Here is a 14,207-nt window from a genome sequence, read left to right on the forward strand (position 1 = left end):
GTGAGGTATAAGGATTCATTATGGACGCGAGTTACGATCTCAGACTTCTCAGGATGTTCATCGCCGTTGCCGAAACGGGCGCCTTGAGTAAGGCAGCGGATCGTCTTGCGCGCACACAGGCTGCCGTCAGCATGCAATTGCAGCGGATAGAAAAGGAGCTGGACAGGGAACTGTTCACGCGATCCTCGCGCGGGGTTTCTCTGACTGAAGCTGGAGAGGCCTTTCTGACTTATGCGCGGAGGGTCATTGCGCTCACCGAGGATATGCAGCGTGGATTGCTCGATAAGAAACTGGTGGGTCGTATTCGGCTGGGGCTCTTCGAAGATCTCGCCGTCACGCGTCTGCCAGGCGCGATTGCTCAGTTCCGGCAGAAACATCCTTCGGTTGACATTGAGCTCAGTTCATCCAATTCGGCGCAGCTTGCGCGCTCCTTTCATGAAGGGCAGACCGACATTGTTGTCGCCGATCCCGCTCGGTTCGCTCTACCGCCGCTCAGTTTCATATCCTATCAACTGGTCTGGTGCGCAAGCCGATTGCTCGACGTGGACGAAAAGAACCCGCTTCCCGTCGTTCTTTTTGAAACATCCTGTTCGTGGCAGGACCGGATGATCGCGTCCCTCGCAGAAGCAGGCATTGCATGGACCGTTGGCTGTCGCGTGAAAAGTTTACCCGCCATGTTAACGGCTTTGCGGGGAGGGTTGGGCGTTGGGGTGCTGTTTTCCGAAGCAGTCCCATCAGATTGCCAGACTATCAATGGAAGATACAACCTGCCCATAGCGCCGATCGCCGAATTTGGCATATACACAGTCGATGCCCCTTCACCGCTCATCAGCGAACTCGCGAAAGCACTGGAGACGCTATCATAACGTCTCGAAGCTGAAAGCTCGGCGGAAGGATAACGCAATATCACGCCTGACGGCTGTCGAACTCTGCCTGGAGATGCCGGATCGTATCCATATGCTCAACCGTCCAGTGATAGAGGCTCGCGAAGGGTGCCTGTAGTGAACGCCCCAGTGGGGTCAGGCATATGCTTGCAATGAAGGAATGGGGGGAAAGCTACATCGAAGAGAGGCACATCGTGTCCTAGACTAACCGCAATCATTTGATTTGGAGTACTACCAGAATACAAACATTGCGACGGCAGCTGCCGCCATCGCGACGGTCGCAATCCATCCGAACAATCTTGTTGCAAAACCTATCGTGAATTTGCCCATTTCATCGCGCCTGCTCGCTACGATCATCATGGCCGCCATTATTGGAACCGCGACGATACCGTTGACAACCGCGCTCCAAAATAATGCGGCAATAGGGTCGATGGACGAAATCGCAATCGCAACTCCCACTAGGAAAGCCAGTGCGATTACGCCGTAGAATCCAATCGCTTCCCAGGGCTTGTTCGCCAGACCGCATTTCCAACCTTGGGATTCGCCAAAGGCGTAGGCGACCGAGCCCGCAAGCACAGGTAACGACAAAAGCCCAGTTCCAATAATCCCCAAACTGAAGATGAGGAAAGCAAAATCGCCTGCCAATGGCTTGAGGGCTTCGGCGACCTCGGCTGCGGAATTGACCTCGGTCTTTCCCGCCGCATGCAGGGTTGCTGCTGTGCTCATGATGATTGCGATAGCCACAATATTAGAAACAGCCATGCCAGCGAAAGTATCGATACGAATACGTTTCAGTTCCTTCTTTGCTTCTGCGGGATTTTTACGAAGCGGCTGCTCATCTTCTGAATTGTCGATTTCTTCTACCTCCTGAGAGCTTTGCCAAAACAGGAGATATGGGCTTATGGTCGTTCCGAAAATGGCAACGATCATCGTGAGGCTTTCGCCTTGGAGCGGAAAGTTTGGCCAGAAAAAGCCTTTTAAAGCTGCCCACCAGTCGACATTCGCCACGAACAATACTGCTACATATGCAAGTAAAACGAGTGTAAGCCACTTGAGATAGCGAGCATATGTTTCGTAGGTTATGAAGAGTTGCAATCCGAGCGATAAAACCCCAAAAGCTAACGTGAACACGACGGGAGAGCCGTTTGTCACCAGACTGGCGGCTGCGCCCATGGCGGATAGATTGGCACCCATATTGATGGTGTTGGCGATCAGTAGCAGCCCAACAAGCGAAAGCAGCGCCCAGCGGGGAATGATTTCGCACAAATTTGCAGCGAGCCCCTTACCGGTAACTCTACCAATCCGGCCGCTGACCAGTTGGATCGCTGTCATAAGCGGAAACGTAAACAACATGCTCCACAGCATGTTGTATCCAAACTGGGCACCTGCTTGCGAATAGGTTGCTATGCCGCTCGGGTCGTCATCCGCTGCGCCGGTAATAAGGCCAGGACCCAGCTGCTTGAAAAGCGCTGCGCGACGCCAGCGTGGGAGTGTTTGATTGATGTCCGAAGATGAATCATCACTTGCGTCTTTGGGCACGACCATATCCTAATCCATGGACACCATAGGAATCCTATGATTTTCGCTGGGTCGAACAATTGGCGGGCAAATTTGTTCCAATGCCGGATCGCTTGTGATGCCATGAACATGCAGGAACAAAGGCAATCGCTTGCGGTTGGGAAGAGCGGCTTTGAGCCGCTTTGACGTAACGTCTGCGGTACATGCGAGATTGAGGCATATAGGATTGAGCCACGAAGAACTGGATATAATTGCTGAGAAAGCGCGTGTTCGCTATCTAAAAGCTCGCAATCTTCTCATTCTGGAAGCAGCGATTGCGGCTCTGTTGGACACTGAAACGCCCCATGAAGCTGCCGCTATTTTGCGAGAGCAGGCTGATCTGCTGACCCGCTATCTATAACGTATCCCACAATTTGTCGTCGATTATCCGGCTGAGCGATAACTCCGATTGTCCATCTGTGTTAATTCAGCAAACCAGAATGGCTGTTCGTCCGGAATCTCTTGATAAATCCGAAGCCTATGGCAAATCCTTTCAGGCAGATAAGTCAATTTGTCGGGGCAATGTCGAATGGGCGATTTGAGACAGCTGAAGTTCGGTTTTCTCAGACAATGCGTTTTCGGTGCAGAGACGGCGTCAACCAAAATCGACTGTGGCAAACGTCGGTTGGCGAGTACAACCGCGCTCGGTCGGATTTTCTGCGCGCTCATGGTTTCTGCGACAGTTATCGGTTCGCCCTTGATGGTCAGAAATGCTGATGCACAACAGCAATCCGGGACTGGTGGGGCAGGTGGAGCTGAAGGTACGCCGCCGTCGCATTACGATGCGAAAGGCAACCCGGGTGGGCAGGGATTGGGCGCTTCCGCTACATCGGGCGGTGGCGGCGGAGGAGGAGGTGCCGGTGGCGCCGCGGGCGGTGTCCATAATGGCAATCATGCTTCCTCGACAAGTGGCGGCGCCGGTGGCGAGGGTGCAAGAAAAGCTTATGGCGGCGCTGCGGGCATCAACGGTATTTTCGGATATTCAGGAGTTTCAGCGCCCGATGTTCTCGTGGTGCACGGCTTCGATGGCGATAGCGGCAAGCCCGGCGAGGGTGGGAAAAAGGGGCAAGGCGCTTTCGCCACCGGCAATGGCGCTTCGGGCGGCGGCGGTGGTGGCGGTGGGGGTGGTGGGAACGGCGCGATCTTCACCGATTCCGTGACGACGCTTTCCGGCCAGACCTTCATCGGCGGCGCGGGTGGGGCTGGTGGTGGTGGCGGGCAGGGTGGCGATGGCGTGACGGTATGGAACGTTTTCACCGTTACGCCCGGCGAGGGTGGCAGTGGCGGTGGCGGTGGCGGCGGTGGTGGTGGTGGTATCGGCATTTCCACATCGTCCGACCTCACAGTCAGCAACGGCAGCACCATTATGGGCGGCAATGGTGGGGCAGGTGGTGCAGGCGGAATTTCTGGTATGCACGCCGACGAAAACACTAGTGGCAGCGTGATGGTTTGCGAGGACGATGAGGGCGAAATTGAATGTTCAAGCCCCATATCGCTCCCATCTGCTCCCTACGATACCCTGACAACAGGTGGCGGACGTAGCGGTAATGGCGGCGGAGGCGGTGACGCTATCAGCTCCTTCGGCCAGTCTACGATCGCGATCGAAACAGGTGTTACCGTAAAAGGCGGCGATGGCGGAAACGGCGGAGCGAGCCTTCCGGGTGGCAATACAGCTTCTGATGGTGGCGATGGCGGTCGTGGTGGAAATGGTGTTACCGCGACGGCAACGGCTGCTGCGGTTTCGAATGCGGGCACGATTACAGGTGGAAACGGTGGTGATGGCGGTCGCGGCGGCGGTGGTGCAGACACTGGTGGCAATGGCGGCCGTGGCGGTGATGGTGGCATTGGCGTTTCCATGGCCGCGGGGGGCACACTGACCAACAGTGCCGGTGCAAATATTACGGGCGGCAATGCAGGGGCGGGCGGAAAAGCGCCTTCGACGCCGTCGTCGCCACCTTCCTGGTGGTATAATGGCTCCGACGGACAATCTGGTGCTGCCGGTGTGGGGGTCTATTTCTCTTCGGGCGACGCAACCCTTTTCAATGCCGGAACGATTTCCGGCGGCGTCAATCAGGACGGTTCGCGTGCCGCCGCCGTGCAATTCAGCGGTAGCAATAATACGCTGGTTCTGGGGCCCGGTTATGCCTTCAGCGGCAAGGTCGTCGCGGATAAGAACGGCCAGAACACTTTGGTTTTTGGTGGGGCTGGTGCGGCCCAGTTCGACCTGACCGGTTTTGAAAAAAGGTTTCAAGGATTCGATGCGCTCGAAAAGCGTGATACCAGTACGTGGACTTTGACCGGGTCGCCCGAAACATTCAACGGTAACCTCGGCATACATGGCGGCACGCTGGCCCTGATTTCGGGCGCGCAACTGAATGCCGAGAATGTTGTTGTAGGGTCTGCTCAGGGCGAAACGGCATCCGGGCAAGTAAGCGGCATCGGCACTAGTCTTAATGTCAGCGGAACTTTGTCGGTGACGGGCTATGGCAACGACTCACTTGGCATAGCGAATGGCGGCAGGGTGAATGTTGGTGGAGACGTCGTTGTGGGCGACACGCCATCCGTTGTTGCCGGCCCAGAAAACTCATTGACTGTCAGCGGAGCAGGATCAAGCCTTCATGTCGGTGGCGCCGTCAATATCGGTGATCTGCTTTCCATCACTGAGGGCGGCGTGGCGCATGGCGGTCAGTTGATGCTTGGGACGGGCGATCCCGGCAGCAACACAGCGCGGGTCCTGGTGGACGGGGCCGGTTCGCTTCTGAATATCGCCGAAGTCAATGTGGGCTATGCCGGTATTGGAACACTGACCGTTTCCAATGGTGCACGCATTGGCCTGGCGGCAGGCGGCAGCATCGTGCATGTTGGACAGAACGGAGCGCAGGGTACAGTGAATATTGGCGCAGCTGCGGGCGAGACAGCGGTCGCAGCCGGAACGATCTACAGCACCATAGTGCTCGGTAGTCAGGGAACGCTCAACCTCAATCATGATACCGCTGGCTACCGCTTTGATACGACGGTGCAGGGCACTGGCACAATCAATTTTCTGGGCGGTGAAACCACAATCATTGGTCCGCGATTGGCCCAGTTCGCCGGTCAGTCGACCGTTTCCAACAGCAGTGTCGTGCTGACAAGTTCGGCTGTTGTCGGAGGCACGATCACAGTTAATGCAGGCGGGGCGATCAGCGGTTCCGGCACATTGGGCAACACCACGATCAACAATGGTGGCAAGATCGCACCGAGCTTGCAATCACCGTTGACGGTTGATGGCGACTTGACGCTTCAAAGCGGTGGCACATTTGTCTATGGGTTCGGCGCCTCCAATGGGGAGAAGGCGGCGTCCATTCAGGTTAACGGCGATCTGGCGTTGAACGGCGCGACGCTGAAGGTCGATGGAAGTTCGACCAGTTCGCTGCTCGGCTATCATCGCATGATTTCCTATAGCGGCAGCCTGACGGAATCCAATGGCGGTTTGATAGTCGGCGAGACGCCGGCTACCGGTCCCATCGCGTATAATTATAGCATTGAAAACGCGCCGAACGCCGTGGACCTTCTGGTCTCAGCCAACGGCCTCAATATTCTTCAGACCTGGGGCGATACCGGCACATGGTCCGCAACAGAACAGAACTGGTACGATCCTGTCGGCGGTAATCCTTCGCTTCTTTCCCAATGGGGAAGCGGCTACGCGGTTTTCCGCGGTGCTGGGGGCACGGTCACGCTGGATGGAACGCAAACAGCCGTCGGGCTCCAGTTCGCAGGCGGTGACTATACGATCACGGGTGGCGCGGCCCTCAATCTCACCGGCTATTCGGACAATGTCATAACCATAGCCGTGCCGGAATTGCGTGTGCTGGCCGGTGAAACCGCAACTATCGCATCGACGATTACAGGCAGCGACGGGCTGGAGAAAACCGGCGACGGCCTGCTTGTTCTGTCGGGTTCCAACAGCTATTCCGGTGATACGATCATCAGTGCGGGAATATTACAAGTTTCTGCCGCGAATAATCTGGGACAGGCCACCAATGGTCTGACGATCAACAATGGCACGCTGCAGACGACTGGCGCACTCTCGCTCGCCAGCTTCGTGTCATTGGGCGGTGAAGCGGCATTCGACGTGGCGTCAGGGACCCAACTGCAACTGAGCGGAAGTATTTCCGGCGCGGGTTCGCTGACCAAGCAGGGCGATGGAACATTGCTCGTCGGAAATGCGGCGAATAGCTGGTCCGGCGGCACGCTGATCGAGGCTGGCACGCTCCGTATGGCGGCCAATACACCCGGCGCGCTGCCGAACATGACCGATTATCTGATGACAGGCGGCACGCTAGATCTCAACGGCAATGCGCTCACCATACGTTCCTTGTGGGGAAGCGGCGGCACCATCGCCATCGACAATGCGAGTCTCACCGTCAATCAGGGCGGTGATACGGTTTTTGCGGGCGACATCACCGGCGCGGGCGTCAATAGCAGACTGACCAAGGATGGCGACGGTATTCTGGTCCTGACAGGCAATAACAGTTTTCAGGGCGAGGCCAATATTCTCGGCGGCACGCTTGCGATCTATGAAGCGCAGAATATCGGCACCGGTTCGGCGACCATTCAGATCAGTGACGCGGCGCTGGCGACGCTCGGCAATATCACTCTCACGCGGGATGTGGAACTGTCCGGCACGGCCACGATCGACACATTGCTGGGAACAGCGCTCGACTTGTCGTCCGATGTCTCGGGCAGCGGAGCCTTGTACAAGGAGGGGGCGGGTTCGCTCATTCTCAGTGGCGAGGCCACCCATGGTGGAGGCACGACCATTGCCAATGGTTTCCTCCAGATTGGCAATGGTGGCGCAACGGGTTCGATTGCGGGAAATATCGTCAATAATGGCGGTCTCGTATTCAACCGGCAGAACAGCTACGCCTATTCGGGGATGGTTTCGGGTGCAGGCGCGCTGTTTCAGGCAGGCGTGGGCACGACGGTTCTGACCGGCGACAACAGCTATACCGGCAATACGTTCATTTCTGATGGCACATTGCAGATCGGTGACGGCGGAACGACAGGCTCCATCATCGGTGGGATTTTGAACGAAGGGGTTCTGACAGTCGCCCGGTCGGACAGTTACAGTATCGAAGGCCTAATCGTCGGAACTGGTTCGTTCGTGCAGGCCGGGTCCGGTACGACCATCCTTGCAGCCGACAACGCCTATTATGGCGGAACGACCATCGCCAATGGTGTCCTGCAACTCGGCACAGGCGGCAATTCCGGCTGGATCGAAGGCAGTGTCGTGAATAATGGCGCACTTGTCTTTAACCGTTCGGATGCGGTGCTTTTCTCCGGCGATATCAGCGGTAGTGGTGGGGTAAACCAGATCGGGTCAGGCGCCACAATCCTGTCAGGTTACAACAGCTATACGGGCGGCACCTCTATCACCTTGGGTGCGCTGGTTATCGGCAATGGCGGCACAACCGGCTCCCTTATGGGCAATATCAGCAATAACGGCATTCTGGGCTTCAACCGCTCCGACACAATGACCTATGCAGGTGCGATCAGGGGTACGGGTAGCGTGCAGCAGATCGGCACAGGCACAACCGTTCTGACTGGCAGCAACACCTATACCGGTGCGACGACGATTACCGCCGGACGTTTGCAGATCGGTGATGGGGTTACGTCCGGGTCGATCACGGGTCACGTCATCAATAACGGAACACTGGCGTTTGATCGGTCCGACACCGTGACATTCGACGGAATGGTGTGGGGTGACGGCAAACTGGAGCAGGTGGGCAGCGGCGCTCTCGTTTTGACGGGCCGCAACCAGTATGGCGGCGGCGTCACCGTATCCTCCGGCACGCTGCAACTGGGCGATGGCGGTGAAAACGGCACGCTTGCGGCAAATGTCGAGAATAACGGGCAGTTCGTCGTTAATCGTTCGGGAACGGTTGTGCTGAAAGGCGATATTTCCGGCTCGGGTTCGTTTGAGCAGATCGGCAGCGGCGTGACGGTGCTAGCCGGCAATAACAGCTATGGCGGCGGCACGACGGTAGTGGCCGGTACGCTGGTGGTCGGACTTGGCGAAACGGGAAGCATTGCCGGTAATATCGTCAACAATGGCACGCTCGCCTTCAATCGCTCCGACAATTATGCCTTTTCGGGAGCCATTTCCGGGTCTGGCGCGTTCTGGCAAATCGGTGAAGGCACAAGTGTTCTGAGCGGTAACAACAGCTATTCAGGCGCGACGGAGGTTTATGCCGGTCGTCTTGCGGTCAACGGCTCGATTGCGTCTTCATCGCTGGTCACCGTCCATGAAGGCGGTGAACTTGGCGGAAACGGCATGGTTTCCACCACGCATATTGACGGTGGCACGCTTGCGCCCGGCAATTCCATCGGCACGCTGACGGTCAACGGCGACTTGAGCTTCACCGGCGCATCGACCTATGCCGTGGAGGTTTCTGCATCGGACGCCGACCGGGTCAATGTCAGCGGTCAAGCCGATCTGGGCGGGGCGACGGTGGCCGCGACTTTCGCGCCCGATAAATATGTCATGCGTCGCTATACGATTCTGAACGCGGAAGGCGGAATTGGCGACAGCCGGTTCGGCACGGAATTGACGACGGATCTGCCTCAAAGTTTTAGCTCTAACCTGAGCTACGATGCCGATAATGCCTATCTTGATCTGACCTTGAACCTGACGGGCCTCAACGTGAACCAGCGCAATGTCTCTGCGGCGCTGGTCGACTATTTCAATCGGGAAGGTCAAATTCCGCTGGCTTATGGTGGGTTGGATGCGGAAGGCCTGACAGTCGCATCGGGCGAACTGGCGACCGCCGTACAACAGACAACCGTGGATGCGATGAGCCAGTTCATGACGACGCTGACCGATCCGTTGGTGGCGGGTCGAGCGACTTCAGCTACGCGCGATACGTACGACCCGTTTATGGGACGATGGAATCTGTGGGGCGCGGGTTATGGCGCGTCGCGCTCGCTGGATGGCGACAACATCATCGGTTCGCATGATCTGCGCAGCAAGATCAACGGCGTGGCCGTGGGTGCGGACTACCGGCTGTCACCCAACACCTTGCTCGGCTTTGCCGTGGCTGGCGGACATGGCAGTTTCAGTCTCTCCGATGGTCTGGGCAGCGGTGATTCCGATCTGTTCCAGCTTGGCCTTTATGGTCGTCAGACTGTCGGAAACGCTTATTTCAGCGCGGCGCTTGCCTATGGCTGGCAGGATATAGAGACGGAACGCGCCGTCGCATTGAATGGCGTGGATACATTGCAGGCCGACTATAATGCCAATACATGGTCAGGCCGTTTGGAAACTGGCTATCGTTTCGATACGCCATGGATCGGGATTACGCCCTATGCCGCTGGGCAATTCGTCAACTTCAACCTGCCGTCCTATGCCGAAAAGCTCGACGGCGGTCGGGATAGCTATGCGCTGGATTATGCATCGAAACACGAAACAGCCGGTCGCAGCGAACTGGGTTTAAGAGCGGATAAATCCTTTGTGCTCCCTGACGGGGTTCTCACCCTTGCAGGCAGGGCTGCGTGGCTGAGAAACTTCAATAACGACCGTGCCATGACGGCAGTATTTGCAGGATTGCCGGGAGCCGGTTTTGTCGTGAATGGCGCAACCATGCCCCGCGACACCGGGCTCGCCAGTGTTTCAGCGGAAATGCTCTGGAACAACGGGCTGTCATTGGGCGCTGCATTCGATGCCGAATTTTCCGGCAATAGCAGTAACTATGCCGGAAAAGGTATGCTGCGCTACCATTGGTAGCGCCGACGGTCAGGAAGGTTTATGAACGCGGAACCCTGGTCCAGTGGCCCGCGCCACCGCCATCGTAGAAATCAATGTCGAAGCCCTGCACCTGACCCTGATCGAGTTTAAAGACGATGGATGCCAGCGAACCGACGAGTTCGGCCTCTCCGACCGGGACAAAGGCAAAAGTGTCGCCGTCCCAATGTTGCAGTGGGAACTGCATTTCCTTCGGACCGAGGACCAGCGTCAGCGTTCCGTTGATCTCCCTGATTTCCGTCTTGCCGAAATAGGCGTTGTCGAAGCTGCCGGTATAATCCTGTAAGGTTTTGGCGGGGACTGGTTGGGCCGGCTTTTTCTTGAAGGACAGGTCGCCTTGCGGTTGGAAAAAGCCTTTCATGACGCCATTATAGGCGGCAAACCAGTCACGGGAAGATTTGCCATAAAGGGCAGTGTCGGTAAACTGCGCCACGACAGATTCCGCAGCGCCCACCGGTGCGCCATTCGTCAGGACGATAATACCAATATCGGCGGACGGCACGATCTTGAAGGCGGTGCCTGCGCCGAGCAGGAAAGCACCGGAGTGTCCCATGGATGGCCGTCCGCCCAGTTCCGTATTGACGTTGAATCCATAGCCGTAAAAACCGGAACGCGCGCTGGTGTCATGTGCCCGCGCGCTGAACGACTGCGGCGAAAGTGCTGGCAGGAGCGCGTCTTCGGCGATCATTCGCTTGCCCTCGTATTCGCCATTGGCGAGCAGCAGCTTCATCCACTCCGCCAGGTCGATGACATTGGATGAAACACCGCCAGCTGGCGCCTGTTCATCCGCATTGCGTTGTCCGAGCGGCAGAAAAGCGCCATTATGATAAACATGCAATGCGGCGCGGTTGTCATGCGTCGTATAATCGGCATAGCGATAGCTGGTCGATTTCATGCCCAGCGGCTTCAGCAGCTGCTCATTGGCGAGTTTTTCCCACGGTTCACGCGCCGCTGCGGCAACGGCTTCCGCGCCGATGGTCGTACTGAAATTCGCATAGTGATAAGAGGTGCGGAACGGATCGAGCGGCAATTGCTGCAAGCGGGCAATGACATCGTTGCGCTTGAAGCCCAGGTCTTCCAGATCGTCACCCGCCGTACCCGGCAGGCCACTGCGGTGTGCAAAGAAATCCCCGATTGTTCCGTTTTCAGAAACATAGTCATTGGCGAGCTTGAAGCCGGACAGGTGTTTTGCCACCGGGTCGTCCCATGCAACCGTGCCCTTTGACACTTCAATGGCGGCGACCGTCGCAGAAAGCGACTTGGAAATAGAGGCAATCTGGAAAACAGTCTCGGCATCGACCGCGGCCTCTTTGCCGACCTCGCGTTTGCCATAACCCTTGGCGAAAACGGTCTTGCCGCCGCTCACGACAGCAACCGCCATGCCGGGAACGTGGCTGCGTTTCATGATGTCGGCAACAATCTGTGGCAGGGCCTTGAGGGCTTTCTCTGTGCTGCCCTTTGGAATCTGTATCGCGTCGGCAGCCGGATTTGGCTGGTTCTGTATGGAAACCGACTGCGAGAGAGCTGCTGTCGAGCAGCCAAGTGCAAGCAGGAAGGCAAGGATGATGGACGATGTTCTGGTTCTCATGACTGCCTTAAAACCCCGTTTGATAAGCGATGCGGAAAACGCCCTGATTGATATTCAGCGACTGGTCGCGCTGATGAATCAGTCCTGATTGCAGAATGATGCCGATGGGCGTGACATAAGTGACCGTGCCGGCTGCGCCCCAGTCCCAATCGGATTGAAGCCCGTATTGCGCCAGTTTTTCATCTTCGCCGGATAATTTGCGCAGCGCGGTTGTCGCCGTGAACTGCCAGCGGTCATAAGACAGCGAGAGAGATGTCACGCCATTGCCGTTGGAAACCGGCGCGCCACGAAAGGCGCTTGAAAAGGTCGCCTCGTTAAACCAGCTCAGGTTCCACTTATCGGTGAGCGCCGTGTCATAGCGCAGCCGGGCTGAAATCGTATTGGCGCTTGCGCCATAGCCCGGTTCAGCCTCCAGGCGTCCGATATCGACACCGCCGGATATTTTCTTCAGGCCGGGGAGATTGCGGAAGTCATAGGACAGGATGAACGAGTTCAGATCGTTACTGAACGCTGGCGATTGTCCGCGCGTGGGCGAGATAAAACCGTCATCGAAGGTGAGGCGGCGGCTAAGAGCCGAATCGTCCCGTTTGAACACCAGACCGGCGAAGGAATGCGCGCCCATATTCTCTGTGTTGAACGTGTAGCGCGCGCCAAGCCCGATCGAGCCGTTATATTGAAAGTCGTCGGTATAACCGTTGTAGAGTCCGTCAATCGCATGCCAGCCGTCACCAAAACCCATATCCATCTTGCCGCCATAGAGCGCAAAATTATCGGACGTATAGGACGCAAACAGGTTTTTCAGCGTGAAGCCAAGATCGGAGAAAGCGTTGTCCTCCGTCGCCTCGACGGAGGAATCGAAGGTGATTTTCGACAGAACGGAAAACCGCTGTGACAATTGCCAAACGAGTGCGGCTTCCGCTGTCGGCTGAACACTGTTCCAGTGCGAACGCGGAATCTGGCCGTTCTCGTCCTTGATGCCAAAATAGCCGGTATAGCCAGTCATGAACAATAACTGACCGTTAAGCTTCGGATAATCACCCGCAGCATCCGCATCGCCCAATTTGCTATAGGGCGTGAGAAATATCTCTGTCTTGAAGATATCCCGTTTCTCTTGAGCAAAAGCCCCCGGCGATCCAATGCCGAGAGCAAATGCAGCGCCGAGCAGCGCGCAGCGCGCGTTCATCATCGCGCCAGTTCGGCTGCCAGTTCGCGTACTTGCGAATGGATATTCTCGAACATGGCGAAGTTCACGCGGCTGGCCACAACAAATATGCCGAGCTTGCGGTTCGGCGACAGAACCACATAGCTCATGAAGCCGCCGAGACCGCCACTTTTGCCAAGCAGGAACGGAGTTTGGTTGCTAGGCAGGGTGGCGACCCAGCCAAGCCCCATGCCATCGCCAGCGGTGACTTCGGTGCCCACCACATGCTTCAACCCGTCATAGGGAAGCCACAGTGTATGATCGAGCAGGGCGTCTTCTCGCAACTGACTGGCGCCATCGAGATGCCAGCGCATCCAGCGCACCATGTCTTCGGCGGACGTGTAGATACCGGCGCTTGCATACATGATGTCGGGAACAGGGCTGTTCACGTCCGGCTTGTCGAGCGGATCAAGCCCCGTCATCAGGCGTTTCTTCTGCTCGTCGCTCAGCACATTGGTTGTGTCGGTAAGGCCAGCCGGTTTCAGCACTTCGTTGGCGAGAACCGTGGAATAATCCGCACCGCCAGCCTTAGCGAGTGCGTCGCCCAGAAGGCCGTATCCGAGATTCGAATAAATCGTCGTGGTTCCCGGCGCATAGGCAGGCTGATTGCTGCCCATCCACTTCCAGTAATAATCGCGATCGAAAGCGGCGAACGGGTTATCTGTGATTTTGGTGTCCGGATTCGGCAGTTCGCGCGGCAAACCTGCCGAATGCGTGGCAAGGTCCAGCAGCGTGATCGGACGGCCATTGACTCCGACCTTGGCGCCCTCAGGTGCATATTTTTGCAGCGGGTCGGTCAGCTTGAGTTTGCCCTTGGCGGCAAGCGCGGCCAGCAGATCGCCCGCGAAAACCTTGGAGAGGGATGCAATGCGGAAGATCGAACGCGCGTCCGGTTCAGAATCGTTGCCCGGTGCAGTTTCACCATAGGCCTGAATGACGCTGTCGTCGCCCTGTACGACCGCAATGATAAGGCCCGGTGCACCAGAGTTCAGAAAAAGCTGCATGCCCGCCATGGAGACGGCATCTTTCAGGGCGAGGTCTTCTGCCTTCGCCTTGCTGCTGTCGGTGAAGATAAGACTGGTGGCGACCAGCGAGACAGTTGTGAAATAGGCTAGCATCCGTGACGACATGCGGGAACCCTCATAGAACCGTAGGGGAGGACGTTCTGATGCATGCACCATCCAAGAAATTGCGGGA

General features: G+C 57.0%; 7 protein-coding genes. 3 read left to right on the top strand and 4 right to left on the bottom strand.

The genetic code is table 11. From position 1 onward, the window contains the following. The first annotated feature begins 20 nt into the window (after positions 1–20). A complete protein-coding gene (locus D8666_RS10320; protein ID WP_109366152.1) occupies positions 21–866 on the top strand; it encodes a LysR family transcriptional regulator in 846 nt (281 codons plus the stop codon). A gap of 249 nt (positions 867–1,115) precedes the next feature. Here the strand turns inward: D8666_RS10320 and D8666_RS10325 are convergent, their stop codons facing one another. After that, entirely contained in the window at positions 1,116–2,429 is a 1,314-nt protein-coding gene (locus D8666_RS10325; protein ID WP_121537670.1) for an Nramp family divalent metal transporter, read from the bottom strand. A gap of 199 nt (positions 2,430–2,628) precedes the next feature. On the opposite strand from D8666_RS10325, the gene D8666_RS24200 reads away from it, so the two are divergent. Together D8666_RS24200 and D8666_RS10340 are read left to right on the top strand one after the other, a co-directional pair. Further along, positions 2,629–2,802, top strand: coding sequence for a hypothetical protein (locus D8666_RS24200; RefSeq protein ID WP_167836062.1), 174 nt, complete (start codon positions 2,629–2,631; stop codon positions 2,800–2,802). 306 nt (positions 2,803–3,108) lie between these two features. Continuing rightward, positions 3,109–10,203 (top strand): autotransporter-associated beta strand repeat-containing protein, encoded by a 7,095-nt coding sequence (locus tag D8666_RS10340; protein ID WP_167836063.1) that lies wholly within the window; start codon positions 3,109–3,111, stop codon positions 10,201–10,203. Between the two features lie 19 nt (positions 10,204–10,222). On the opposite strand, the gene D8666_RS10345 is transcribed toward D8666_RS10340, so the two are convergent. From D8666_RS10345 to ampH, 3 genes are read right to left on the bottom strand one after another with little or no spacing between them, the layout of a single operon-like run. Beyond that, on the bottom strand, positions 10,223–11,809 hold the full coding sequence (locus D8666_RS10345; protein ID WP_121537674.1) for a serine hydrolase: 1,587 nt from the start codon (positions 11,807–11,809) through the stop codon (positions 10,223–10,225). A gap of 7 nt (positions 11,810–11,816) precedes the next feature. After that, positions 11,817–12,995, bottom strand: coding sequence for a hypothetical protein (locus D8666_RS10350; protein ID WP_235858925.1), 1,179 nt, complete (start codon positions 12,993–12,995; stop codon positions 11,817–11,819). Then, positions 12,992–14,140 (bottom strand): D-alanyl-D-alanine-carboxypeptidase/endopeptidase AmpH, encoded by a 1,149-nt coding sequence (gene ampH / locus D8666_RS10355; protein WP_235858926.1) that lies wholly within the window; start codon positions 14,138–14,140, stop codon positions 12,992–12,994. The genes D8666_RS10350 and ampH overlap by 4 nt, the downstream gene beginning before the upstream one ends. Positions 14,141–14,207: the final 67 nt, after the last annotated feature.

It is taken from the genome of Ochrobactrum soli (assembly GCF_003664555.1).
GTDB lineage: Bacteria > Pseudomonadota > Alphaproteobacteria > Rhizobiales > Rhizobiaceae > Brucella > Brucella teleogrylli.

Bases quoted from the DNA above. Each gene is read 5' to 3' on its own strand.
- D8666_RS10320 (WP_109366152.1), top strand. From the start codon at position 21: ATGGACGCGAGTTACGATCTCAGACTTCTCAGGATGTTCATCGCCGTT.
- D8666_RS10325 (WP_121537670.1), bottom strand. From the start codon at position 2,429: ATGGTCGTGCCCAAAGACGCAAGTGATGATTCATCTTCGGACATCAAT.
- D8666_RS10340 (WP_167836063.1), top strand. From the start codon at position 3,109: ATGGTTTCTGCGACAGTTATCGGTTCGCCCTTGATGGTCAGAAATGCT.
- D8666_RS10345 (WP_121537674.1), bottom strand. From the start codon at position 11,809: ATGAGAACCAGAACATCGTCCATCATCCTTGCCTTCCTGCTTGCACTT.
- D8666_RS10350 (WP_235858925.1), bottom strand. From the start codon at position 12,995: ATGATGAACGCGCGCTGCGCGCTGCTCGGCGCTGCATTTGCTCTCGGC.
- ampH (WP_235858926.1), bottom strand. From the start codon at position 14,140: ATGTCGTCACGGATGCTAGCCTATTTCACAACTGTCTCGCTGGTCGCC.